Source organism: Streptomyces sp. NPDC041068, from assembly GCF_040647455.1.
Taxonomy (GTDB): Bacteria; Actinomycetota; Actinomycetes; order Streptomycetales; family Streptomycetaceae; genus Streptomyces.
In genome coordinates this window covers 1-23,906 of the sequence record NZ_JBEZCG010000013.1, presented here as the reverse complement: position 1 = coordinate 23,906, position 23,906 = coordinate 1, and the positions used below count along the sequence as shown (strand labels likewise).

The following is a 23,906-nucleotide window of genomic DNA, read 5'->3' as shown; positions in this document are numbered from 1 at the left end:
GTGACGCAGATCACCATAGCCCGTTCCGGAGGGCGCCCCGGATGCGTACCGTGTAATCGTCCAGCCACATCGGGTAGCGGTGCGGCGGTCATCGTACGGAGGGGGTACGTGAGGATGGACACCGCTCCTGCCTTGCGAGCCGTGGGGCAGATGCGGCCTGGGGATCATCTCTTCCTCGGCTACGACACGGACGAGGAACGCGAGGCGGTGCTCGCCGCGTTCCTCCTGGACGGCCTGGCGAGCGGGCAGCGCGGACTGCTCCTGACCTCGGTCGACGCGCCACCGCCCACCCTGCTCCGGTTCCTGCGCGGGCAGGGCTGCGACGTGGCGGAAGCGCTCGCGACGGACAGGTTGCGGGTCAACTCCCGCCTCGGCACGGCGTGCGGGCTGTGGGACCTGGACGACCTGGTGCGCCGCGAGGCCGAAGGCGCGGTGGCCGACGGGTTCCTGGGGCTGCGGGTCGCCCTGGAGGTCCTGCCCGACCAGGGCGCGGAGCCGCCGAAGGGGCTCTGCGACGCCGAGCGGCTGCTGGATCCCGTCTTCCAGGCGCTGCCCGTGCTCGGCCTGTGCCAGTACGACCGCCGCGTCTTCGCCCGGCGCGAACTGGACGCCCTCGACGCCCTGCACCACGGCAGGGCGGTCGCCGACGACGTCTGGCAGGACGAACTGCTCCGCATCACCAGGACGTTCACGCCGCCCGGCCTCGCCCTGTGCGGCGAGGTGGACGACAGCAACGTCACCGCGGTGGCCCGTGCCCTGCGCGCCGAGGCCGAGCGTTCCGGCGACCGTCGTGATGCCCCGCACCGCACCCGGCTCGACCTGCGGGACCTGACCTTCATCGACGTCTGCGCGCTGCGGCTCCTGGTCTTCACGGGCCTCGGCCTGTACGCGCTGGGCGGCAGCCTGGTCCTGGACGGCGTCGCTCCGCACGTGCGGCGCGTCATGCGCGTCACCGGCTGGGACCGCATCCCCGGCCTCGACATGGGGAAGGGGCACGAGGAGTCATGACGCGCGCGGGCTTCGTCCATCAGGCGCTCTGTTACGCCTCGGACGAGGAATTCCTCTCCGGCACGCTCGGGTTCGTGCACGACGGACTCACCGCCGACGACGCGGTGCTCGCCGTCGTCGACCGGGACAACATCACGCTCCTTCGGGACGCCCTCGGCGACGCCGCGCGGGAGGTCGACTTCGTCGACGCCCGGGACTGGTACCACTTCCCCTCCCGCACACTGCGCCAGTACAACGACTACTGCACGGAGCACGAGGAGGGCGGCGCCCGCCGGGTCCGCGTCATCGGCGAGCCGGTGTGGGCGGGCCGCACGGCCTTCGAGACCCAGGAGTGGACGCGCTACGAATCGCTCGTCAATGTGGCGTTCGCCGGCTCGGGTCACTGGATCGTGTGTCCCTACGACGCCCGGGTCCTGCCCGACGACGTCCTCGCCGACGTCCGGCCCACCCACCCCGAGGTGGCCCTCGGCACCGGCGGCCCTGCCGTCAGCGGGGGGTACGCGGACCCGACGGACTTCTACGCCGAGTGCGACGAACGCACCCGCACGCTCCCGGACGTTTCGGTCCCGGTCGACCCGCCCCGCGAAGTGCCGTTCGCCCGGGGCGAGTCGGTGGCCGCCCGCCTCGCCGTCGCGGAGTTCGCCCGCCGCTGCAGGATCACCGACGACCGCGCCCGCGACATGGCAGCCGCCGTGCACGAAGCGGTGGTCAACGCCGTCCGCTTCGGCGGTGGCCACGGCGTGCTGCGGCTGTGGCACGACCCGGACTGGGTGGTCTGCGAGGTCGCCGACACCGGCGGCGGACGGCCCGCCGTCTCCGTACGGGACTCCGGGTACCTGGGGCACGTGCCGCCCGCCCCGCGGGCCGCGTCGGGCCACGGCCTGTGGGTCGTACGGCAGTTGTGCGACCTGGTCAGCGAGCGGCTCGGCGCGAAGGGCGCGGTCGTGCGGCTGCACTTCCGCCGCTGATCCGCGCCGCCGCGGCGGCGCCTGGCCCCCGGGAGGGGTGGGGCCAGACCCACTCCTTGCCTGGTCAGGAGCGAATCGGGACGCGTGGGGTGCACAGTTGTGACACCGGGCGGTCCCGCCCGGGTCGGTGCGCCGCGGGGTCCGTGGGTGCGCTGAACGGGTTGTGAGGGAGCGGCGAGGTCATGCGACAGGTGAGGGTGTGGGCGGCGAGTGCCTGCGTGGGGTTCGTGCGGTCGTGCGGCGTGGCGGTCGTCGCCCTGCTGGTGCCGGCGGTGTGGGCCGCCGCAGTGGCGCTGGGGATGTGGTGGGGCGCGGCGAACCCCTGGTCATGGGTGGCGCCGTTCGTGCTGGTCGGTGTCGGCACGCTCGCTCTGTCCCGCCCTGTCTGCCGGACCGTACGCCTCCTCGTCGCCCGGTGGGCCGGCACCGTCGTCCCGGACGGATACCGGCAGGCCGTGCCGGTCACGCAGCTGTCGACCGGGTTCTGGTGGAACGGCTTCGGCTATGAACGCACCCGCCGCGACGCCCTGATCGACCAGAAGTGGCGGTTGCGGTGGAAGGACCCCGCCAACTGGCGCGACCTGTGGTTCACGGCCGTCTTCCCCTTCACCGCGGGCGTGGTGGCGGCCCTCCCGGCGGCCGGGGCGGTCGTGGTGCTCATCGGGCTCAGCGGCTCGGGCACCGCGGGGTACGTGGTCGCGGCGCTCGGTCTCGTCGTGGCGGTGGCCTGCTCCCCGTACGCATGGCGGGTGTTGGAGCCGGTGGCCGTCCGCTTCCTGCGCCCCTCGGCCGCGATGGCCCTTGCCGACCGGGTGGACGAACTGACGGCCCAGCGCGCGGACACCACGGTCGCGCAGGCCGCGGAGATCCGCCGGATCGAGCGCGACCTGCACGACGGGGCGCAGGCCCGTCTGGTCGTCCTCGGGCTCTCCCTGGCGACCGCGGAGAAGCTGATGGAGACCGACCCGGAGCAGGCCAAGGCGCTGATGCGGGAGGCGCGGGTCGGCGCCGCCACCTCGCTGACCGAACTCCGCGAACTGGTCAAGGGGATCAACCCGCCCGTCCTGAACGACCGGGGGCTCGTCGATGCCGTGCGCGCGCTCGCCCTGGACAGTCCTCTCGACGTCACGGTCGACGCAGGCGAACCCGCACGCCTGGACCCGCCCATCGAGTCCGCCCTGTACTTCGGGATCGCCGAACTCCTGACCAACGCGGTCAAGCACGCCCGAGCGACCCGGGTGCGGATCTCCCTCGCCCGGGACGAGACCGGCATCGTCGTCGACGTCGAGGACGACGGCCGCGGAGGCGCCGACGCGCGGGCCGGCGGCGGCCTCGAAGGGCTGCGCCGCCGACTCGTGGTCTTCGACGGTGTCCTGGAGATCAGCAGCCCGGCAGGCGGTCCGACCAGGGCGAGGATGATGGTGGCATGCGAATCGTCGTAGCCGAAGACCTCTACCTCATGCGCGACGGGATCGTCCGCCTCATCGAGGCGTGCGGGCATGAGGTGGTGGCGACGGCGACCACCGGTCCGGAGACGCTCGACGCACTGCTGACGTGGCGGCCGGACGTGGCCGTCGTCGACGTCCGCATGCCGCCGACCCAGTCGGACGAGGGCCTGCGGGCGGTGCTCGCGGCGCGCGCCGAGGTGCCGGGCCTCCCGGTCCTGATCCTGTCCCAGTACGTCGAACAGCTCTACGCCCGCGAGCTGTTGTCCGACGGTTCCGGCGGCGTCGGCTATCTCCTCAAGGAGAGCGTGTTCGACGCGGACCAGTTCATCGACGCCCTGGAACGCGTCGCGGACGGCGGGACCGCCATGGACCCGGCGGTCATCTCCAAACTGCTCTCCAGCGGCCCCTCGAACCGACGGCTCGGCGGGCTCACCGAACGCGAACACTCCGTGCTCGCCCTCATGGCCGAGGGGCTGTCCAACCAGGCCATCGGACGACGGCTGTTCCTCAGCGAGAGCGCGATCAGCAAGTACACCACCTCGATGTTCGGCAAGCTCGGCATCACCGATGACGACGACAACAACCGCCGCGTGCTGGCCGTGCTCGCCTACCTCAACCACTCGTAGGAGAGGCGTCAACAACCTGGAGGAGGGCCGTCGCGGGCCTGGCAGACTCGTCGGGTTGAGCCGTACTCGCGACGGAGGGCGCCCCGGCATGAAGGAACCGAAGACGATCCACCGCACGGGCCCGATCCGCTATGCCACCGCCGAACGCTTCGCCCGGCCACGCCCCGTACCGGAGCCGGATTCCCGCCCCGCGAGCGGCGAGATCGCGCCGCAACTGCCTCACGGCTCGAAGCGATCATGGGCCCGCCCCGTGACGCCCGCCCCCAGGGCGAGGACTGCCTCAACTTGACCATCGCCGCACCGGCCAGGGGCACGGGGGCCAGGCCGGTGCTCGTGTGGTTCCACGGCGGAGGGTTCAGCAGCGGCGCGGGCCTCATGGACTGGTACGACGGCGGGGTGCTCGCCGCCGAGGGCGACGTGGTGGTCGTCGGTATCAACCACCGCCTGGGCGCGCTCGGTTACCTCTGCCTCGACGGGGTGAGCGAGGGCAACCTCGGTCTGTGCGACCAGCTGGAGGCCCTGCGCTGGGTGCACGGGCACATCGCCGAGTACGGCGGCGACCCGGGCGACGTCACGGTGATCGGCCAGTCCGCCGGCGGCATCTCCGTCCGCCTCTTGATGGAACTGCCCGCGGCACGTGGGCTCTTCCGCCGTGCCGTCCTGCAGAGCACCCCGCTCGGGTTCACCGCGCGCCCCCGTGAGGAGTCCCTCGCGATGGGCCGCACCTTCGCCGACGCGCTCGGCGATGATCCCCGCACGGCAGGGGTCCCCGAGATCCTGGCGGCGCAGCGCGAGACGGCCCTGGCCACTCTGCGCCGCACGGGCAGGCCGATGGAGCCCGCGTTCGTCCCGGCGGAGGACACCGGCCTCGTCCCGTCCCCGGGAGCCTTCTTCGACGAGAACGTCCGCGGTCTCGACGTCCTGTACGGCTGGAACGCGGACGACATGACTGCGTTCTGGAGGACTCGGCCGCCATCCGCCGCCGGCTCGCCGCAGGGTGTCCGGAGCGCCACAGGAGGGGACTTGCGGCCGCGCTGGAGAGTCTCGGTCTGCAGCTGTTTCGCGCCGGGCGCCAGAGCCGGTCGATGGTCGTCTGGGAAGAGGCAATCGAGCTGCGGCGGCAGCTCGCGGGGGAGGGCGGGGACGCCGAACGAGCCGCGCTCGCGAAGCTGTTGTGCACGATCGCCTGGATGAGCCTTGCGCAGCGCCGTGCCCTCGACATGGTCCTGTCGGTGATCCAGGAGGCCGTGCACCTTCTCCGGCCGCTCGGCCGGACGTCCGACAGGTACCGGGAGGAGCTTGCCCAGGCCGTCGACGTACAGGCCCGCACGCTCACCGCCATGGGACGCGGGAAGGAGGCCGGTGACGTGCTCCTGCGTCTTTCCCGGCGCTACATGGCCGAACGGGAAACCGGCGCGAGAACGGCCCACGGCACAGGTGACTGGTTGGTCAGACCTGTCTGACCTCGGTGGGCGTCTTGCCGTCCGGCTCGGGCTCGCGACGGACCGCCCGGTCCGGCCGCGATGCCGGGTCCGGCAGTTCCCTGGCTTCCAGCGGACGGCACCGCCCGAGCGTCGCCCCCATCAGCGGTGCCGGTCGACGACGCCCTCGACGATCCTCATCAGTCGGTCCCCTGCCCGGTCGATGCTTCCGTTCTGCGTGCTGACCTGAGCGCCTTCCAGTACGAAGGTGATCTCGGCCGCGGCCTGTTCGGGGTCCGGCAGACCGGCCGCCGCGCACATGGCGACCAGCCTGCGGGTCTGGCGGGCCTTGTGCTCCTCGATCACCTGCCGTGCCGGATGGGAGCGGTCGGGCAGTTCGGCCAGGGAGTTGATGAACGGGCAGCCCCGGTGCGAGATCGTCGGCAAGCCCTCGGCGATGAAGCGGGCCAGGCCCAGGATCTGCTCCCTGGGGCGGTCGGGGTGTTCGGCCTCGACCCGGTCGAAGGCGGCCCGGTAGTCGGCGGCGACGATGCGCAGCCACTCGGCGACCAGGGCGTCCTTGGTCTCAAAGTGCCGGTAGATCGCCATCTTGGTGGTCTCGGCCTTCTCGGCGATCGCCTGGACGCCGACCCGCAGGATCCCCTCGCTCTGGAAGAGCTCCTCCGCCGCGTCGAGGATGCGCTCGCGAGGCGGCAGTTTCGCCACCCTGCTCGGTCTGCTCGCGGTCGATGCCATGGCTGCTCCGTGACGTCAGGTCGGTGGTGGGGCTCTCGGCGCCTGCTACGGTACCAGTCCGTTCCATGCGATACCGATCGGTATCGTGAGGGACTTAACGGTCTTGTTCCTTCTGCCGGGAGTGACAGTGAGAGTTGCCGAGTACGTGACCTTCGACGCGGTGGGGCTCGCCGAGCTGGTGGCCCGGGGCGAGGTGACCCCCGCCGAGCTGGAGGCGGCCGCACACGAGGCGGCGCAGGCGGTGAATCCCCGGATCAACGCCGTCGTGGAGACCTGGCGGGCCGACGGCGAGCCCGTCCCCGGCAGCACACCGCTGGCCGGGGTCCCCTTCCTGATCAAGGACGTCGGCGTGGCCATGGCCGGGCGGCGCACGGAGCTGGGCAGCCGTCTGGCGGCGGGCAACGTCGCGGGCGCCGACTCCTCCCTGATGCGGCGCTTCCGCCGCGCGGGCCTCGTGACGTTCGGGCGCACCGCGACGCCGGAGCTGGCCTACAGCATCACGACGGAGCCCTTGGCGTACGGCCCGACCCGCAACCCCTGGGACCCGGAGCGCGGTGCGGGCGGATCCAGCGGGGGAGCGGGCGCGGCCGTCGCCGCCGGGATCGTCCCGCTCGCGCATGCCACCGACGCCGCGGGTTCGCTGCGCATACCCGCCGCCCACAACGGCCTGTTCGGGCTGAAGCCCACCCGCGGCCGGGTCTCGATGGGTCCCGACGTCGACGAGATCTTCAGCGGCCTCGCCGTGCAGGGCGGCGTCAGCCGCACCGTGCGCGACAGCGCGGCACTGCTGGACCGGATGCGCGGTGCGGAGCCGGGTGACCCGTACGTCGCGCCGGAGCCGTCCCGCCCCTACCTGGACGAAGTCACCCGTCGTCCAGGTGCGTTGAGGATCGGCGTCCTCGCCCAGGCGTGGGGCGGCCGCCGCACCACCGCGCCGGTGGCCGACGCCCTCGCCCGCACCGTGGGGCTGCTGGAATCCCTCGGTCACCGCGTGGAGGAGGCCGAGGTCGGCCTCGGGGTCGACTGGGAGGAGTTCGTCCTCGCGGGCGCCCGTCTGATGACGGTGAATCTCACGGCCTGGATCGACGGACTCGCCGCCGCCTTCGGCCGGCCCGTCGACTCCTCGACGCTCGAACCCGAGACCCTCGAAGGCCATCGCTACGGACAGCGGGTCAGCGGTGCCCAGTTCGTGACCGCGCTCGCCATGCGGAACCAAGTGGCCCGAAGCCTGGCGCGGTCCTTCGAGGCGTACGACGTGCTGCTCACCCCGGCCCTGCCCGAACTCCCCATGCCGCTGGGCGCCTACGGCGAGGGCGCGGGGGAGCTGGACGGCCTCGGCTGGATCGAGCGCCTCAACGACCGCTCGCCGTTCACCATGGCGTTCAACGCCGCGGGCACGCCCGCCATGTCCGTGCCGCTGGCGGCCGACGCCGGGACGGGGCTGCCGATCGGGATGCAGTTCGCCGCCGGGTACGGGGAGGAGGGCCTGCTCTTCCGCCTCGCCGGACAACTCGAAGAGGCGAGCCCGTGGTCGGGCCGGACTCCCGTGGTGTGGGCGGGGAACCACACAGGTCGCCCGTGTACCCGAGGACCTCAGGGGGACCCGAGGGGACGGCACCAGGAGTCCCGACGGCAGTGAGAGGCAGTGCGATGCGTGCGGTGACATGGCAGGGCAGGCGCGACGTACGGGTGGAGACCGTTCCCGACCCGAAGATCGAACAGCCGACGGACGCGGTCGTACGGATCACCTCCAGCGGCCTGTGCGGCTCCGACCTCCATCTGTACGAGGTGCTCACGTCGTTCATGACGCCCGGCGACATCCTCGGGCACGAGCCGATCGGCGTGGTGGAGGAGGTCGGCGCCGAGGTGCCGAACCTGCGCCCCGGCGACCGTGTGGTGGTGCCCTTCCAGATCGCCTGCGGCAACTGCTGGATGTGCGGCGCCGGTCTGCCCACGCAGTGCGAGACCACCCAGGTCACCGACGAGGGCATGGGCGCCGCGCTGTTCGGATACACCCGCCTGTACGGAGGGGTGCCCGGCGCCCAGGCCGAGTATCTCCGCGTGCCCCAGGCGCAGTACGGGCCGATCAAGGTGCCCGACGGTGCCCCGGACGACCGCTATCTCTACCTCTCGGACGTGCTGCCGACCGCCTGGCAGGCCGTCCGGTACGCCGACGTCCCGCCCGGCGGCTCCGTCGCGGTCCTCGGGCTCGGCCCCATCGGCGACATGGCCTGCCGGGTGGCCGGGCTGCAGGGCGCCGAGATCGTCCTGGGCGTGGACCTGGTGCCCGAGCGGCTGCGCCGGGCCCGTGACCGGGGCGTGGAGACGTACGACCTGCGTGACTTCGACGGGCGCGCGGACCTGGTCGAGGCCCTGAGGGACCGCACCGACGGCCGCGGCCCGGACGCGGTCATCGACGCGGTGGGCACCGAGGCGCACGGCAGCCCGGCGGGCAGCCTCGCCCAGCAGGCGGCCACGCTGCTGCCGCGCCCCTGGGCGGTACGCCTGGCCGAGAAGACGGGCGCGGACCGGCTCGCCGCCCTCTACACGGCCCTCGACCTGGTGCGCCGCGGCGGCACGGTGTCGCTCAGCGGGGTGTACGGCGGCATGGCGTCCCCGCTGCCGCTCCTGACGATGTTCGACAAGCAGATACAGCTGAGGATGGGTCAGGCGAACGTGCGGCGCTGGGTGAACCAGATCCTGCCGCTCCTCGACGACGAGGACGTGCTCGGCGTCGACGACTTCGCCACCCACCGGCTGCCCCTGGCCGAGGCCCCGCACGCGTACGAGATCTTCCAGCGGAAGGAGGACGGCGCGGTGAAGATCCTCTTGCGCCCGTGACGCGGGGCCGCCCGTGACGCGGGGCCGCCCGTGACACGGGGCGGGTGACGCGGGCTCGGGGCCGCGGATCGCCCACGCCGAGAGCCCCGCGCCGCACGGGCTCACGCCGCGCGTCAGGTGTCGGGCGCGTCGGATCGCGGCGCGCCCAAGGAAGCGCGCCGTGCGGCGAAGGACGTGTCCGGGCCCCGCCGCGGCACGTCGATCGGCCGTTCTCCACCGGCGCGCCCACGCCGTGTGGCCGAGGCTGGTCCCATGAGCCAGGGGAGCATCACCGGCAGGGGCGACGGCGTGGGCGGTCGACCCGCCGGGCGCGAAGGGCATCTCGTCGCCTGGTGGGCGGGGCTGCCGCCCGCCGCCGGTTCCGCCGTGATGGCCACCGGCATCATCTCCGTCGGCCTGCACCTCCTCGGCCACGAGACGCTCTCCCGGGCGGCGCTGGCGCTCGCCGGTGCCGCCTGGCTCGGGCTCGCCGCGGACTTCGCCGCCCGGCTGCTGTTCCGACGCTCCCGGTGGGAGGCGGAGGCGGACACCCCGCCCGCGCTCACCGCCGTCGCCGCGACCTGCGTGCTCGGCACCCGCATCGCGCTCCTGGGCCGGCAGCCGCTCGCGGTGGCCCTGCTGGTGATCGCGGCCGTGCTGTGGCTGGTCCTGCTGCCCGCCGTCGTACGTCACTGGGGGCGCCGCATGCCCGGTGCCGTCTTCCTCGTCTGCGTCGCCACCCAGGGCATCGCCGTGCTGTCCGGCACCCTGGCCGTCACCCTGGCCAAGGGGTGGCTCTCCGGCGTCGCGCTCGCGTTCTTCTGCCTGGGCCTTGTGCTGTACGCCCCGGCCTTCGCGCGGTTCGACCTCGGGAACGTCCGCACGGGCGCCGGGGACCAGTGGGTCGCGGGCGGTGCCATGGCGATCTCGGCGCTCGCCGGGGCGAAGCTCGTGGCCGCGCCGCTGTTCACCGGGGCCTGGCACGACGCCCTGCGCGCGGTGACGTTGATCCTGCTGGCGCTGGACCTCGCGTGGTACCTCGTCCTCTCCGTCGCCGAACTCCGCCGGCCCCGGCCGCGCTACGACGTCCGCCGCTGGGCGACCGTCTTTCCGATGGGGATGACGGCGGTCGCCACCCTCTCCGTGGCCACCGCCGCCGACCTCTCCTGGCTGGAGCCGCCCGGCAGGGTGCTGCTGTGGGTCGCGGTGGCGGTGTGGCTGTGCGTCTTCGTGGGGACGGTGCGGTCCGCGGTACGGCGCGAGCGGTGACGGCTGCCGCCGGACCCTGGTGCGACGCCTACTGCCGGAGACGGTTACTGCCAGACCCGGATGTAGTCGACGTACATCGTGGAGTTCCAGTCGAAGACCTCGTCGTGCACGGACCCGTCGGCCCAGTTGTCGAGCACCTCGTGCGACAGGATCGGGAACTCCTTGACCTGGCTGATGAGCTTGGGGTCGGTGACCGTGCGCACGACGGTGCCGTCGTAGAGGAACTGCAGTTGCGCGGGCGTCCACCTGAGGCCGAAGGTGTGGTACCAAGTGCCGTGCAGTCCGGGGGCGTTCGCGACTGTGGACGAGGACTGGTGGTCGGCGCCGTAACCGTCCCAGTGCAGGGTCGCCGAGTACTTGTCGGCCTGGTAGTTGGTCTCGGTGATGTCGATCTCGGCGCCGTCGCGCGCCGTCCCGTCGACCGCGCCGCCCGGCGTGAGCCCGGCATCCGCCTGCAGCCACACCGCGGCGAGATGCCCGTTGGTCTTCGCCGGGGTGTGCACGCGCGCCTCCAGCGTGCCGTGCGTGTAGGTGAACTTGCCCTGGCTGTCGATGCGTCCACCGGAGAACTGGTTGGACGCGAGCTGTCGTACGTCGATGGCGAGGGCGCCCTTGTTGTCGGTGCGCACGTTGGCCGACTTGTACCACCAGCGGTCGCCGGGCGCGGCACCGGAACGCTCCTGGTCGCGGGCGGTCCAGCGGGCCGTGCTGACCGTGGAACCGTCGAACTCGTCGCTGAACACCAGGGTTTGGGCACCAGTGGCACGGCCTTCGGTGCCGAGCGGCTGGGCTCCCCGTGGTGTCGCGGGGTCGACCGGCGACGCGGGTAGCGGGGCGGCGTCCCCGGCTGCCTGCGCCGGCACGGCGGCCGCGAGGGCGCAGGCGCCGAGCAGCAGCCCGGCGGCGGCCGCGCGGCGCCGGACGCGTGCGACGGCTCGGTCTTCTCGCATGGCGTCACCTCTCGGGAAACCCATCGGCAGCGATAGAAATCGCTTTCTCGACGGGTCATCGTGCGGTCGATGTGACGGGGCGTCAAGAGTTGTCACCGAAAAGGGTGTTGAGTGCGGAGGCAGCTGGTGGCAAGGACGTCGCAGCGACTCAGACGGGGAGCAGTCGGGCGATCAAGCCGCTGAGCTGGCGCGCGTTGCGGCACTCGTGCATCTCGACGAGGTCCGCGTACGCGTACGCGACGGAGTCGCCCGTCGACCACTGCGAGCGCTGCTCCGGGTTGAGCCAGTACACCTGGCGGGCCCGCTCGGCGATGTGCCGCAGCGCGGGCAGGTTCGGGTCGCTCATGTTCGTACGGGTGTCACCGAGGACGAAGACCGTGGAGCGCGGGCCGACCGCGTCGAGGTACCGCTCGGCGAACTCACCGAGGGACGTGCCGTAGTCGCTGCTGCCGTGCCAGCCGGTGACCGTGGCCTCGCCGAGGATCCGGCCGCCGAGGCCCGCCGGGTCGGCGGCGCCGTGCGAGAGAAGGTCCGTCACCTCGTCGACGCGGTTGACGAAGGCGAACACGCGCACCTTGCTGAACTGGTCGTGCAGCGCCTGCACCAGCAGCATCGTGAAGTTCGCGAAGCCCGCGACCGAACCGGAGACGTCGCAGAGCAGCACCAGTTCGGGGCGGGCGGGACGGCGCCGGCGCAGCACCGGACGCATCGGCACACCGCCGGTCGACAGCGAGCCGCGCAGGGTGCGGCGCAGGTCGATGCTGCCGTGCGCGGCACGCCTGCGGCGGGCGGCGAGCCGCGTCGCCAACTTGCGTGCCAACGGGTGGACCGCCCGGCGGAGTTCGTCCAGGTGGGCGCGGCCCGCCAGGAGGAAGTCGACGCGGTCGGCGGTGGTCGCCACGGCGCGGCGGGCGATCTCCTCCGTGCCGCGCCGCTCGGCGACCCGGCGGCGCGCTTCCGTGCGTACGCGCTCGCGGAACCCCTCGATGCGGCGCCGGATCTCGTCGGCCTCCAGGCGGTCGGTGAAGGCGGCCTCGCCGGTGTCCTGCCCGGTGGAGCCCGCGCGCAGCGCGGCGAGGACACGGGTGAGCAGCGTCTCCGGACGCAGCCGGCTCAGCGTCTGGTACGACGACCAGCCGTCGGAGCCCGCCGAGGAGGAGCCGTACCCGCCGAAGCCGTCCACGGCCTCGCCCGCCAACTGACCAAGAAGCGCCTGGTCGTTGGCGGCGAGCGCGGCGACCAGGCGCTCGCGCAGCGCGTTGCGCTCGGCGTCGCCGCCGTCTTTGCGAGCTTCGCCGCTCCCGCCGTCCGGAGCCCCGATGCCCAGGGGGAAGTACAGGTCGAAGACCGGGTCGAAGACGGCCCGCTGGCTCTCCTGGTGGAGCAGCGCCGCGGCAAGGCCCTCCCGCACCCGCTCCCGGTCGGCCAGGCCGAGCGCCTCCAGGGCGGCCGCGGCGTCGACGGTCTCGCCCGGACCGATGCGCAGCCCGTGCGAGCGAAGTGCCGCGACCAGCGAGGCGAGTCGGCCGGCGAGCCCCTCGGCTCCCTCGGCAGGGGACGCGGGCCCGCCCTCGGGGAGCGCCGTCACACGGCGTCCAGGTCGAGCTTGGCGGCGGCCTTGAGCACGTCGTCCTGGTGTTTGAGGACGACGCCGAGGCTGTCACGTACGACGGTCTCGTCCAGGGTGTCGGCGCCGAGCGCAAGGAGTGTGCGCGCCCAGTCGATGGTCTCGGCGACCGACGGTACCTTGCGCAGGTCCATCGCCCGCAGCGCGCCGACCACCCGCACCAGCGAAGCGGTGAGCGCCTCGTCCAGGCCCGGCACCTTCATCCGGACGATGCGGCGCTCCAACTCCTCCTCGGGGAAGCCGATGTGGAGGAACAGACAGCGGCGGCGCAGCGCCTCGGACAGCTCACGGCTCGCGTTGGAGGTCAGGACGACGAAGGGGCGGCGCTCGGCGCTGATCGTGCCCAGCTCCGGAACGGTGACCTGGAAGTCGCTGAGGACCTCCAGGAGCAGGCCCTCGACCTCGACGTCGGCCTTGTCCGTCTCGTCGATCAGCAGGACCTTCGGGTCGCCGCCGCGGATCGCGGTGAGCAGCGGCCGCGAGAGCAGGAACTCCTCGCTGAAGATGTCGGTGCGCGTCTCGTCCCACGACTCGTCGCGGCCCGCGGTGATGCGCAGGAGCTGCTTGGCGTGGTTCCACTCGTACAGCGCGCGGGACTCGTCGACGCCCTCGTAGCACTGCAGGCGCACGAGGCGTGCGTCCGCGACCTGGGCGACGGCCTTCGCCAGCTCCGTCTTGCCCACGCCCGCAGGGCCCTCCACCAGCAGGGGCTTGCCGAGCCGGTCGGCCAGGAAGACGGTGGTGGCGACGGCGGGCGAGGCCAGATAACCCGTCTCGGCCAGACGGGCCGCAACGTCGTCGACGGACGTGAAGTACCCGGTCGTCATGGGGAGTTCTCCTGGTTCCTCGGCTCGACCGGTGCCTCGCCGGGGCCCGGTCCTCGTACCTGATCAGCTCCGGGGGGCCGACCACAACGGTCGGGCGCCGTTTGCGTCGAACGTCACGTCCCCGGAGTGCGGTTCCTGACTGCTGGGTCTCATGCTGAGACCCTTCGCACGCTTCGTATGCTGGCGTCATGAGGCGGACTTCCTTTGCGAACTGGCCGTGCTCCATCGCTCGCACGATGGACCTGCTCGGCGACTGGTGGACGCCCCTCGTCCTGCGCGAGGCGTTCTACGGCATCAAGCGGTTCGACGCGTTCCAGCAGGAACTCGGCATCGCCCGCAACACCCTCACCGACCGGCTGCGCCGCCTCGTCGACGAGGGGCTCCTGGAGAAGCGGCCCTACCAGAGCGACCCGGTGCGCCACGACTACGTCCTCACGGAGAAGGGCCGTGACTTCTTCGGCGTCCTCGCGGCCATGAACAGCTGGGGCGACCGCTGGCTGAGCGGCGATGAGGGCGCTCCCGTGGTCCTCCACCACGATCGCTGCGGGCAGGAAAGCCGGGCAGAGGTCGTGTGCGCCGCGTGCAAGGAGCCGATGACGGCCGCGAACACGACCCCTCGTCTCGGCCCCGGCTACCCGCCGCGTCTCGCCGAACGCCCGGACGTGCAGGCGCGGTTCAGCCGCTGAGACCGCCGGACCGCCGACGCGCGTCGCGTCGTGTCCCGACTCTTGACGAGTGAGTTCACCTACGCAACTCTCAAGCTCAGAGGCGATGTGAGCGCAGAGGAGACGTGAGCTCAGCAGCGGCTTGAGCTCAGAGGCGACGTGAAGGGCGGTCGACGATGGAGTGGACAGGCGCACGCTATGCGGACGGGCCGACGGTCGAGGTGTCGGGGCGGATCGCCGCGTCCCCGGAGCGGGTGTGGGAGCTGGTCTCCGACATCGGCCTGATGCCCGCGCTGAGCGGGGAGTTGCAGTCGGTCGCGTGGGTCGAGGGGGCGAGCGGGCCCGCGCTCGGCGCCCGGTTCACCGGCCGCAGCAGACACACGTCGCTGGGGGAGTGGGAGACCACGTCGTACGTCGTCGAGTGCGAGGCGCCGCGCGTCTTCGCCTGGGCGGTGTCCGACCCCGAACGGCCCGGCGCGCTCTGGCGGTTCGGCCTCGCCGAGAGGGACGACGGCGGCACCGACCTCACGCAGTGGATGCGGCTGGGCCCCGGCCGCTCCGGGCTCTCCCTGGCGATCGACAGGATGCCGGACAAGGAGCAGAAGATCGTCTTCGTACGCCTGCGGGAGTTCGAGCGGAGCATGACCGCCACCATCGACGCGATCAAGCAGCTGGCCGAGGGCACGGCGACCGTGGAAGGGGTGCGCGCGTGATGCGTACGTCGACGACGATCGAGGCGTCCGGGGCGAACTGGCGGGAGACCGTCGACTTCGTCACCGAGGCCGAGAAGCTGGGCATGGACATCTGCTGGGTGGCGGAGGCCTGGGGTGCCGAAGCGCCGTCCCCGATCGGCTATTTGGCGGCCCGCACCGAGCGGATGCTGCTCGGCTCCGGGATCATCCAGCTCGCCACCCGCACTCCGGTCGCCATCGCCCGTGCCGCCCTCACGCTCGCGCAGATCTCCGAGGGGCGTTTCCTGCTGGGCCTCGGGCCTTCGGGGCCGCAGGTGATCGAGGGGCTGCACGGCGTGCCCTTCGCGCGACCGCTCTCCCGGATGCGGGAGACGGTGGAGATCGTCCGGCGGGCGGCGGCGGGCGAGAAGATCGCCTACGAGGGGCGGGAGTTCACGATCCCGCTGCCCGGCGGCGAGTCCAGACCGATGCGCCTGTCCCTGCGCCCCGAACACGAACTGCCGATCCACCTCGCCACCCTCTCCCCGAAGATGCTGCGCCTGACGGGCGAGCTCGCCGATGGCTGGCTCGGCACCAGCTTCGTGCCGGAAGGTGCCGAGGAGGCCTACTTCGATCACCTGGACGCGGGCCTCGCCGCGGCCGGGCGCACCCGCGCCGACCTGGACATCTGTCAGGGCGCGGAGGTGGCGTTCGCGGACGACGAGGACGCCCTGCGCGCGATGGTCGCGGGCCGCAAGAAGGAACTCGCCTTCAGTCTCGGCGGGATGGGATCCGCCACGACCAACTTCTACAACGACGCCTACAGCAGGCAGGGCTGGGCCGAGGTCGCGGCCGCGGTCCGCGAGCGCTGGCAGTCGGGCGACCGCGACGGCGCGGCCGGGCTCGTCACCGACGACATGGTCCTCGGGACCACGCTGATCGGCACCGAGGAGATGGTGCGCGAACGGCTCCGCGTCTGGCGCGCGGCGGGCGTCGACACCGTCCGCCTCTATCCGGCGGGCGACACGTTGGAGGCGCGGCTCACCACGCTGGGGCGCGCGATCGATCTCGTGCGGGAGGTGGACCCGGCGTGATGTGGCGTGACGTGGCGTGAGCCGGCTCACGCCGAGCGACAGAGGTAAAAGGGTTACGCTTCTTTCATAGTTCTCGCATCGAGAGCTCGTGCGCGAGTTCTCGTACTCAAGAGCAGAGGAATCTGTCATGGAGACTGTGAAGCCGGTGCGGACCCTTTCGGAGAAGCGGACCCTTTTGGAGGAGCGGACCCTTTCTGCGGGGTCGTCGCGTGCCGCAAGCGTGTTGGGGCGGTCCTTCGCCCTCGGCGACCTGACGCTGCGCAACCGCATCGCGATGGCCGCGGTGACCCGGCGTTTCTCGCCGGGCGGCGTACCCGGCGAGGACGTCGCCGCTTACTACGCCCGGCGCGCGGCAGGCGGCGCCGGACTGATCATCACCGAGGGTACGTACGTGGCGCGGGACGCGGCCCCCGCGTACGACCGCGTGCCGCACTTCCACGGCGAACAGGCGCTGGCGGGCTGGGCGCGGGTGGTCGAGCGCGTCCATGGGGCGGGCGCCCGGATCATGCCCCAGCTGTGGCACACGGGTGTGGTGCGGAGCGAGTCCGTGCCGCCGCTCGGTGTTCCCGCCGAAGGCCCGTCGGGGATCGACCTCGACGGGCGCCCCCACGGCAGGGCGATGACCCTCGACGACATCGACGCGGTCGTGCGGTCCTTCGCCGAGGCCGCGGCCGCCGCCGAGCGCATCGGCTTCGACGGCGTCGAACTGCACGGTGCCCACGGCTACTTGATCGACAACTTTCTCTGGGGCGACACCAACGCGCGCACCGACGGCTACGGCGGCGATCACGCGTCGCGCGCCCGGTTCGCCGCGGAGATCGTCGCCGCCGTGCGCGCCGCGGTCTCGCCCGGATTCCCGATCCTGCTGCGCTTCTCCCAGTGGAAGACCGACCGTTACGACGCCCGGATCGCCGAGAGCCCGCAGGAGTTGGAGGCGCTGCTCGCCCCGCTGGCCGCCGCGGGCGTGGACGCCTTCGACGCCTCCACGCGGCGCTACTGGCTGCCGGAGTTCGACGGCAGCGACCTGAACCTCGCGGGCTGGGCGAAGAAGCTCACCGGCAAGCCCTCGGTCTCGGTGGGCTCGGTCGGCCTCGACCAGCAGTTCGTGGGCGCTCCGAATCGTACGCAGCGTTCCGCCGGCGCCGACATCACCCCGCTCCTCGACCGCATGGAGCGTGACGAGTTCGACCTCATCGCCGTCGCCCGCGCGCTGCTCTCCGACCCCGAGTGGTCGAACAAGGCGCTCACCGGCCGCCTCGACGAGGCGGTGCCCTACGACGCCTCGCTCCTGAACGCCCTGGTCTGAGCGGGGGCGGTGCCGAACGGAGTGAAAGAAGCGGCGTGAAAGAGTGGGGGCGTCCCGCACGAACCCCGGAGAGTGATCCACGATGACCTGGTCCGCGACAGAGCGGTATCGCCTGGAGCCCGCTCCCGGCGGCCTCGGACTCGTCCAGGACCTGCTCAACACCGTCGCCGCGGGCGCACCCCGACGCCCGGACCTCCTCGCCGCACCGGCGGACGCCCAGGCCTGGGCCGACGAGGCGCTCGCCGAGTGGGCGGGCACGACCGGGCGGGTCGCGCCGCGGCTGGTCCTGGACGCCGAAGGACTGCCCGAGCTCCGGGCGTTCCGTGACGGCCTGGTGGAGGCCGCCGCGCGGAGCACACGGGGCGAGGACGACGACCCCTCGCCGGTCCCGGAGCGCACGGCCGACGCCGCGCTGCGGCTCGACGAGGACGGCGTCGTACGTCTCGAACCGCGCGGCGACGGCTGGCGCCGCGTCGTCGCACTGGTCCTCGCGGAGATCTACGAAGGTCAGCAGGCGGACACCGGGCGGCGTCTGAAGGCCTGCCGCAATCCGGAGTGCCGCGTCGCCTTCTACGACCGCTCGCGCAACAACAGCGGCGTCTGGCACGACGTCAAGAAGTGCGGGAACGCGGCGAATCTCCGGGCCTACCGCGCCCGGCAGCGGGAGCGGTAGGCCCTCACGGGGGTGACGATCAGGGCTCTCGGCGCGACCGGGTCGTGCGAACCGGGTCGTGCGTACCGGGCTGTGTGAACCGGGCCGTGCGACCGGGCGGCACGATCGGGCTCTGAGGGCTCTCAGGGCTTGCGGTTCTCTGAGGTCTCAGGGGTCCCCGGGTTCTCTGAGGGCTCGAACGCCGTCAGGATGAACACCGGGATCTCCCTGGCCGTCTTCTTCTGGTACTCGGCGTAGTCGGGCCAGGCCGCCACCGCCCGCTCCCACCAGGCCTTCCGCTCCTCGCCGGAGGCGATGCGCGCGCGGTAGTCCCTCTTCACCGTGCCGTCCTGCAGTTCGACGTGCGGGTGGGCGACGAGGTTGTGGAACCAGGACGGGTGGGCGGGGTCACCGCCCTTCGACGCGACCACCGCGTACTCCCCGTCGTGCTCGACGCGCATCAGGGGGTTCTTGCGGAGCTTGCCGCTCTTGGCGCCGACCGACGTGAGCAGGATGACGGGCTTGCCCTGGATCGACGTCCCTTCGGTGCCGCCGGAGCTCTCGTACAACTCGGCCTGCTTGCTTGCCCAGTCCCATGTCCCGGGCTCGTATTCACCAGTCAGAGGCATGCCACGTGAACGGCGTGCGGGAGGGGATTGTTCCTTCCGCCCTGCGATTCTTCCCGCCCTTCACCCGTCGGGCCGATGACCGATGGCCACGCGCGCGTAGGAGTACAACGCGGCGATCACCTCGCTCCGTGACCTGCGGCCCGAGAGCACGTCCATCTGGTAACCGTCCTCCAGGGCCAGGAAGTTGGCGGCCACCAGGCGCGCCGGGTCGCTCAGGGTGAAGTGGCCCTGCGCGCGACCGAGGATGAGGATGCCCTGGTAGACGGAGATCTGTCGCTCCGCCAAGGCGCTGTCCAGGGCGGCCGCCTTGGGGTCGCGCAGCGTGCGCGGCCAGTACTCGAAGAGCAGTCGGGGCAGCCGGTCCTGGGGTCCCGTCGCCACGCCGTGGGCGATGCAGTCGCGCAGCTGGTCCCGTGCGTCGTCGTGCCGCGCGGCGGCCTGTTCGCGGCCCTGGCAGAACCGGTCGATGCCCTGCTGGAACGTCTCGTACATCAGGGCGTCGAGGTCTTCGTAGTAGTAGAGGACCGCTGCCGGCGTGACGCCCGCCTCCTCGGCCACGTCCCTCAGGCGCAGACCCTCCAGGCCGCGGTTGAGCAGGGCCCGCTCGGCGGCCTCGCTCAGCTGTGCCCGCCGTGCTTCCTGGTCCTTGCGCCGCGCCACCGCGTCCCCTCGCCGTTCGATGTCGTCCTGGCCCGACCTGCTCGGGCCGCCCCATTCTTTGAACCAGAACAAGAAGATACCTGCCCAGCTCTTGACCGGGCCAGCACGCTTTTCTTAAATCTCTGTTCAATGAATCAGATACGGCAATCAGGCGCAGCTGTCAGCTGCGGCACTTTCCTCGTGGGAGGCCCTCATGACCGCCGAAGCCACCGGGGCGCCACCGGACAAGGGCCTCAAGGGCGACTCCGTCGGCCTGCTCGCCACCGTCGCCCTCGGACTCGCCTCCGTCGCCCCCGCCTACAGCATCGCCGTCACCCTCGGCCTGGTGACCCTCGTCGTCGGTGACCTCGCGCCGGCGGCCCTGCTGCTCGGCTTCGTGCCGATCCTGCTCACCGCGTTCGCGTTCCGGGCGCTCAACCGCGAGATGCCGGACTGCGGCACGACCTTCGTGTGGAACACCCGGGTCTACGGCCCGGCCGCGGGCTGGCTCGCGGGCGGCTGGATCCCGCTCGTCGCCACCGTGTTCGCCATGACGGCGCTCGCGCGGGTCGGCGCGGGCGCCCTCCTCGGCTTCGTCGGCCTGGACGCGGCGGCGGACAGCAGTCTCGCGGTCACGGCCACCGCCGTGCTGCTCCTCGCCCTCGCCACCCTGGTCGCCTACCGGGGCGTGCGGCTCGCGGCCCACGTGCAGTACGCGATGCTCGGGCTCCAACTCCTCGCCCTGCTCGCGTTCGGCGTCGCGGCCCTCACCCGCGAGGGCGCCGCGGTGCCCTCGGCGCAGTGGCTGAACCCGCTGGGCTTCGCCGACTTCGGGTCCTTCGCGGAAGCCGTCCTGCTGTGCCTGTACATCTACTGGGGCTGGGACGCGCTGATCACCTTCAACGAAGAGACCGCCGACAGCGGGCGCACCCCCGGCAGGGCGGCGCTGATCTCCACCGTGGTGCTGCTCGTGACGTACCTGTTCACGGCGTTCGCCGCCCTCTCCTTCGCGGGTACGGGCGGTGCGGGCCTGGGCCTTGGCAACCCCGCGGTCGCGAGTGACATCCTCACCGGCCTCGGACCCGCCGTGCTCGGCGACCCCCTCGCCCGGTTCGTCCGGCTGGCGATCGGGCTCTCGGCCGTCGGGGCGCTGCTGACCTGCACCGCGGCGGCCCCGCGCACCGCCCTGTCGATGGCGACCCACGGAGCGCTGCCCCGCCCCTTCGCCCGGATGCACCCGCGCCACCGCACACCCGCCTTCGGCGCGGTGTTCTTCGGCGCCGCGGCGTCCACCGTCCTGGTCCTGCTCACCGCCGTCTCCACGGACTTCCTCGGCGACGCCATCCTGTGCATCGGCCTGCTCATCGCCCTCTACTACGGCACCACCGGCCTCGCCTGCGCCTGGTACTTCCGGCGCCAACTGCGCCGGTCCCCGCGGGACCTGCTCGTCAAGGGCGTCATGCCCTGCCTAGGCGGACTGATGATGCTCGCGGCCTTCGCCCGCAGCGCCGTCGACATGTTCGCCCCCGCGTACGGAAACACCTCGCTCGGCGGCGTGGGAGGGGTCTTCCTCCTCGGCGTCGGCTCGATCCTCCTGGGCGCGGTCGTCATGGCCGCGCTCCGCAGTCGCCACATCGGCTTCTTCCGGCACGGCCGCACGGCCGTCGCCCGCCTCACCGTCACGGAGAACTGAACCCCATGCGCACCCTGGCCATCGCCGCCGTCCAGACCACGCCCGTCCCGCACGACCTCCAGGCCAGTTTCGAGCGCTTCGCCCGCCGGGTGCGCGCGGTGCGGGAGACGTTCCCGCACGTCCAGCTCGTCGTCGTACCCGAACTGATGCTCAGCGCAGAGGCGCCGCTCCTCGCGGACCACGCAGGGTGGATGGACCGGGCGGCCGTCACGATCCCCGGGCCCCTCACCGACCGCCTGTGCGCGCTCGCCCGCGAGACCGGGCTGTGGCTGGTCCCCGGCAGCGTGTACGAGAAGGCGGACGACGGACGCGTGTACAACACCGCCCTCGCGATCTCCCCGTCCGGCGAGATCGCCGCCCGCTACCGCAAGGTCTTCCCGTGGCAGCCCTACGAACAGGCCGAGCCCGGTGACGAGTTCGTGGTCCTCGACCTGCCCGGCATCGGCCGCGCGGGCCTCGCCATCTGCTACGACGGGTCCTTCCCCGAGACGGCACGGCAACTGGCCTGGCTGGGCGCCGAGGTGATCATCCAGCCCACGCTCACCACCACCCGCGACCGAGAGATGGAACTCGTCTGCGCCCGCGCCAACGCCTGGACCAACCAGGTGTACGTCGTCAACGTCAACGCCGCCGACCCGGCCGGGGTCGGATCCAGCGCGATCGTCGACCCGGAGGGCATCGTGCGCCAGCAGGCGGGCGGCGGCGAGGAGGTCCTGGTCGACGTCCTCGACCTCGATACGGTCACCCGTGTCCGCACCTACGGCTCGGCGGGACTCAACCGCCCCTGGGCCCAACTCGCCCGGTACGGCGACCGCGTCACGCTGCCCATGTACGGGGGTACGTTCCGACAGGCGCCCTGGAGCGGTGAGTAGCACCGGCAGGCGGCGCGGGCCCGGAAGGCTTCCTCACGGCGTGTCGACCTGATGGGCCACCGCCCACGTCCAGTACTCGGCGACGCTCTGCCGCCGCCCCTCGGCGCCCCGCGCCCGGGGAAGAGCCTCGTCCTTCGTGCCCCGCACCGGATCCCCGAGGTCCCGGGCCGGTGAGGCACCCGCGCCGGACAGCACCGCGTGCGCACCGGCCGCCTCCCGCGCCCAGGGGTAGGTGGCGAAGACGTACGACGCACCGGGGGCGGGCTGCGACTCGCCGCCGGTGCGGGTGAGCGTGACCGTGCCGTGCAGCGCGCCCTTGAAGACCCGGCCCACGCGCACCTCGTACACCTCGCAGGGGAGGTCGGCGATCGTCCTGCGGCCGGTGTGCCGCAGCACGGTGCCGTGGAAGACGTCACGGGCCGATCCTGCGAGCTGGCGGGGGTCGGAGGGGTCGTACGTGGTGGAGGCCTCGCCGGCGTCCGGTGCGGGGCGCCCGGTGGAGTACACGCCCCAGGCCGTGCCGGCCAGGACGGCCGCCGCGGCGGCGCCCACGGCGAAGGGTCGGAGGATTCCCATGGTGTCGCCTCAGCCCCACAGCCGGTGGTAGTTCCTGCGGTCCCGAGCGCTCGGCCTGCCGTCGTTCATGTCCTCGACCTTCGGTGCCATCAACGTTGCGTACCAGGAAGGGTGTTTGTGGCAGAAGCCCAGGGCGTGACCGAGCTCGTGGGCCGCGATGGCCCGGCGGAACCGGGTCGTGCCGTAGTACTTGCCCCGGGCGAGCAGCGCGTCGTTCATCAGGAGCACGTCCGTACCTTCCCGTCCGTCCCAGTAGCCCAGGGTCTTGTGCCAGGCCCCGTCGGTCCGGTCGACGTCCGACCATTCCAGATCCGCGATGCGCGTGGCGTCGTCGGCGGGGAACGTCACCCGGTCGAGTCCCCGCGCCGACCACACCCGGTGGGCATGGCGGCGCGCGTCGTCGTACTTCGACTCGTCCTCCCACGCGATCTCGCCCGAGTCGACGGACGAGCGGCCCCGGGAGTCCTTGCCGGGCCCCAGGCACGAGGCGGGTCCCGAGATCCGCGCGTGCGCCGTGGGTGCGGCCACGACTCCGAGCGCGAGGACCGTGGCCACGCCCAGTGCGAGGGCGGGGCGGTACGACAACGGCTGCATGGGCGGCTCCTCGGCGGGGTTGACGGGGGAGAGGGGAGCGGCGCCGGTCGCCGCCGGGTCATCCGTATCCACTCGTGTGCGCCCCGCACGCCGCCGGGGCGCCGCTCTCACTCGGTCGGGCGGGCCGGGCCGAGCGCGCCGTGGCACCCGGGTATGAAGGGAAATGTCGGACCCGGCCGTCGGTCGTCCACCTGCCATGCGTTAGAAAGGCATCAAGGATTCATCCAGGTGGCAGCGGTCCACCACGACATCGGGGGCGGTCATGGCGGGGCACGGCATACCCGTGGAGTATCTCGACGGATATGCGGGCATCCTGGCCGCCGCCGCGTCGACGGGGCGCCGGCTGACTCGCGACGAGCTGGACTCGCGGCGCGCGCTGGGGGAGCGGGCGGCCGAGGCGGGCCACGGGCTGCGGGCCCTGGTGGGCGCGCACCTGGCGGCGACCCGAGCGCACTGGCCCACCGTGCGGTCCGTGTCGGCGGACGGTGTGCTTGCCGCGGCGGAGCAGGCGGTGGACGCCTTCGCCGAGGGGTATGAACGCGCCCAGCGCCTCGCCGTACGCCAAGAGGAAGCGGCCCGGCGGGAGTTCATCGACGATCTGCTGTACGGCCGCAGCGACCTGGGCCTGCTCGCCCAGCGGGCGGAACGCTTCGGGCTGCGCCTCTCCCACGCACACGCGGTCTCCGTCGCCCAGGGCCCCAGCGGATACGAGGACGGCGACGCCGTGCCGCGCGAGGTCGAGCGGGCGATGGTCGGGCGGTTCGGCGACCGGAGCATCCTGTTGACGACCAAGGA

The 23,906-nt window shown here is 72.4% G+C and carries 24 protein-coding genes and 1 pseudogene; 17 read left to right on the top strand and 8 right to left on the bottom strand.

The features are described from left to right. Positions 1 to 114: 114 nt before the first annotated feature. From AB0B50_RS28360 to AB0B50_RS28335, 6 genes are all read left to right on the top strand, one after another. Positions 115 to 1,008 (top strand): MEDS domain-containing protein, encoded by an 894-nt coding sequence (locus tag AB0B50_RS28360; RefSeq protein ID WP_362337883.1) that lies wholly within the window; start codon positions 115 to 117, stop codon positions 1,006 to 1,008. Next, positions 1,005 to 1,976 (top strand): anti-sigma factor RsbA family regulatory protein, encoded by a 972-nt coding sequence (locus tag AB0B50_RS28355; protein ID WP_362337880.1) that lies wholly within the window; start codon positions 1,005 to 1,007, stop codon positions 1,974 to 1,976. Before AB0B50_RS28360 ends, AB0B50_RS28355 begins: the two co-directional genes overlap by 4 nt. A gap of 182 nt (positions 1,977 to 2,158) precedes the next feature. After that, positions 2,159 to 3,418, top strand: coding sequence for a histidine kinase (locus tag AB0B50_RS28350; protein ID WP_362337877.1), 1,260 nt, complete (start codon positions 2,159 to 2,161; stop codon positions 3,416 to 3,418). Then, entirely contained in the window at positions 3,403 to 4,050 is a 648-nt protein-coding gene (locus tag AB0B50_RS28345; RefSeq protein WP_362337874.1) for a response regulator transcription factor, read from the top strand. The genes AB0B50_RS28350 and AB0B50_RS28345 overlap by 16 nt, the downstream gene beginning before the upstream one ends. A 237-nt stretch (positions 4,051 to 4,287) precedes the next feature. Then, positions 4,288 to 5,244 (top strand): carboxylesterase family protein, encoded by a 957-nt coding sequence (locus tag AB0B50_RS28340; RefSeq protein ID WP_362337871.1) that lies wholly within the window; start codon positions 4,288 to 4,290, stop codon positions 5,242 to 5,244. Further along, positions 5,241 to 5,513: a hypothetical protein gene (locus AB0B50_RS28335; protein WP_362337868.1), complete on the top strand. Its 273-nt coding sequence runs from the start codon at positions 5,241 to 5,243 to the stop codon at positions 5,511 to 5,513. Before AB0B50_RS28340 ends, AB0B50_RS28335 begins: the two co-directional genes overlap by 4 nt. A gap of 120 nt (positions 5,514 to 5,633) precedes the next feature. Here AB0B50_RS28335 and AB0B50_RS28330 read toward each other — a convergent pair whose 3' ends face one another. Then, the gene (locus AB0B50_RS28330; protein ID WP_362337865.1) at positions 5,634 to 6,227 is read right to left on the bottom strand and encodes a helix-turn-helix domain-containing protein; all 594 of its coding nucleotides are present in this window, start codon (positions 6,225 to 6,227) and stop codon (positions 5,634 to 5,636) included. A 127-nt stretch (positions 6,228 to 6,354) separates the two neighbouring features. On the opposite strand from AB0B50_RS28330, the gene AB0B50_RS28325 reads away from it, so the two are divergent. The 3 genes from AB0B50_RS28325 (at position 6,355) to AB0B50_RS28315 (ending at position 10,316) form a co-directional block, all read left to right on the top strand. Next, entirely contained in the window at positions 6,355 to 7,866 is a 1,512-nt protein-coding gene (locus AB0B50_RS28325; protein ID WP_362337862.1) for an amidase, read from the top strand. A gap of 11 nt (positions 7,867 to 7,877) precedes the next feature. After that, positions 7,878 to 9,068, top strand: a complete 1,191-nt coding sequence (locus AB0B50_RS28320; protein ID WP_362337859.1) for a zinc-dependent alcohol dehydrogenase — start codon at positions 7,878 to 7,880, stop codon at positions 9,066 to 9,068. A 252-nt stretch (positions 9,069 to 9,320) separates the two neighbouring features. Further along, positions 9,321 to 10,316: a tellurite resistance/C4-dicarboxylate transporter family protein gene (locus AB0B50_RS28315; RefSeq protein ID WP_362337856.1), complete on the top strand. Its 996-nt coding sequence runs from the start codon at positions 9,321 to 9,323 to the stop codon at positions 10,314 to 10,316. A 44-nt stretch (positions 10,317 to 10,360) separates the two neighbouring features. On the opposite strand, the gene AB0B50_RS28310 is transcribed toward AB0B50_RS28315, so the two are convergent. The 3 genes from AB0B50_RS28310 to AB0B50_RS28300 all read right to left on the bottom strand — a co-directional run bounded on the left by AB0B50_RS28310 (position 10,361) and on the right by AB0B50_RS28300 (position 13,720). Further along, positions 10,361 to 11,266 (bottom strand): glycoside hydrolase family 16 protein, encoded by a 906-nt coding sequence (locus tag AB0B50_RS28310; protein WP_362337853.1) that lies wholly within the window; start codon positions 11,264 to 11,266, stop codon positions 10,361 to 10,363. Between the two features lie 148 nt (positions 11,267 to 11,414). Continuing rightward, positions 11,415 to 12,854 carry a VWA domain-containing protein gene (locus AB0B50_RS28305; protein ID WP_362337850.1) on the bottom strand — a complete coding sequence of 480 codons (1,440 nt, stop codon included), beginning with the start codon at positions 12,852 to 12,854 and terminating at the stop codon, positions 11,415 to 11,417. After that, entirely contained in the window at positions 12,851 to 13,720 is an 870-nt protein-coding gene (locus AB0B50_RS28300; protein WP_362337847.1) for a MoxR family ATPase, read from the bottom strand. Before AB0B50_RS28300 ends, AB0B50_RS28305 begins: the two co-directional genes overlap by 4 nt. A 188-nt stretch (positions 13,721 to 13,908) precedes the next feature. On the opposite strand from AB0B50_RS28300, the gene AB0B50_RS28295 reads away from it, so the two are divergent. The 5 genes from AB0B50_RS28295 to AB0B50_RS28275 all read left to right on the top strand — a co-directional run bounded on the left by AB0B50_RS28295 (position 13,909) and on the right by AB0B50_RS28275 (position 18,129). Beyond that, positions 13,909 to 14,406, top strand: coding sequence for a helix-turn-helix domain-containing protein (locus tag AB0B50_RS28295; protein ID WP_362337844.1), 498 nt, complete (start codon positions 13,909 to 13,911; stop codon positions 14,404 to 14,406). Between the two features lie 155 nt (positions 14,407 to 14,561). Continuing rightward, a complete protein-coding gene (locus AB0B50_RS28290) occupies positions 14,562 to 15,098 on the top strand; it encodes an SRPBCC family protein (protein ID WP_362337841.1) in 537 nt (178 codons plus the stop codon). Continuing rightward, a complete protein-coding gene (locus AB0B50_RS28285; RefSeq protein ID WP_362337839.1) occupies positions 15,098 to 16,150 on the top strand; it encodes an LLM class flavin-dependent oxidoreductase in 1,053 nt (350 codons plus the stop codon). The genes AB0B50_RS28290 and AB0B50_RS28285 overlap by 1 nt, the downstream gene beginning before the upstream one ends. Before the next feature lie 127 nt (positions 16,151 to 16,277). Further along, the gene (locus AB0B50_RS28280; RefSeq protein WP_362337836.1) at positions 16,278 to 17,456 is read left to right on the top strand and encodes a 12-oxophytodienoate reductase; all 1,179 of its coding nucleotides are present in this window, start codon (positions 16,278 to 16,280) and stop codon (positions 17,454 to 17,456) included. 82 nt (positions 17,457 to 17,538) lie between these two features. Continuing rightward, positions 17,539 to 18,129 carry a CGNR zinc finger domain-containing protein gene (locus AB0B50_RS28275; RefSeq protein WP_362337833.1) on the top strand — a complete coding sequence of 197 codons (591 nt, stop codon included), beginning with the start codon at positions 17,539 to 17,541 and terminating at the stop codon, positions 18,127 to 18,129. Positions 18,130 to 18,251: 122 nt separating this feature from the next. On the opposite strand, the gene AB0B50_RS28270 is transcribed toward AB0B50_RS28275, so the two are convergent. Continuing rightward, entirely contained in the window at positions 18,252 to 18,737 is a 486-nt protein-coding gene (locus tag AB0B50_RS28270) for a nitroreductase family deazaflavin-dependent oxidoreductase (protein WP_362337830.1), read from the bottom strand. A gap of 60 nt (positions 18,738 to 18,797) precedes the next feature. Further along, the gene (locus AB0B50_RS28265) at positions 18,798 to 19,469 is read right to left on the bottom strand and encodes a TetR family transcriptional regulator (RefSeq protein WP_362337827.1); all 672 of its coding nucleotides are present in this window, start codon (positions 19,467 to 19,469) and stop codon (positions 18,798 to 18,800) included. A 121-nt stretch (positions 19,470 to 19,590) separates the two neighbouring features. Between AB0B50_RS28265 and AB0B50_RS28260 the strand changes: the two genes are divergently transcribed. Then, positions 19,591 to 21,069, top strand: coding sequence for an APC family permease (locus tag AB0B50_RS28260; RefSeq protein ID WP_362337824.1), 1,479 nt, complete (start codon positions 19,591 to 19,593; stop codon positions 21,067 to 21,069). Between the two features lie 5 nt (positions 21,070 to 21,074). Further along, entirely contained in the window at positions 21,075 to 21,941 is an 867-nt protein-coding gene (locus AB0B50_RS28255) for a carbon-nitrogen hydrolase family protein (RefSeq protein WP_362337821.1), read from the top strand. Positions 21,942 to 21,974: 33 nt separating this feature from the next. Here AB0B50_RS28255 and AB0B50_RS28250 read toward each other — a convergent pair whose 3' ends face one another. Both AB0B50_RS28250 and AB0B50_RS28245 read right to left on the bottom strand, forming a co-directional pair. Then, the gene (locus AB0B50_RS28250) at positions 21,975 to 22,517 is read right to left on the bottom strand and encodes a hypothetical protein (RefSeq protein ID WP_362337818.1); all 543 of its coding nucleotides are present in this window, start codon (positions 22,515 to 22,517) and stop codon (positions 21,975 to 21,977) included. 9 nt (positions 22,518 to 22,526) lie between these two features. Continuing rightward, positions 22,527 to 23,111 (bottom strand): hypothetical protein, encoded by a 585-nt coding sequence (locus AB0B50_RS28245; protein WP_362337815.1) that lies wholly within the window; start codon positions 23,109 to 23,111, stop codon positions 22,527 to 22,529. A gap of 262 nt (positions 23,112 to 23,373) precedes the next feature. On the opposite strand from AB0B50_RS28245, the pseudogene AB0B50_RS28240 reads away from it, so the two are divergent. After that, positions 23,374 to 23,906 (top strand): annotated as a pseudogene (locus AB0B50_RS28240) (PucR family transcriptional regulator); the annotation flags it as partial.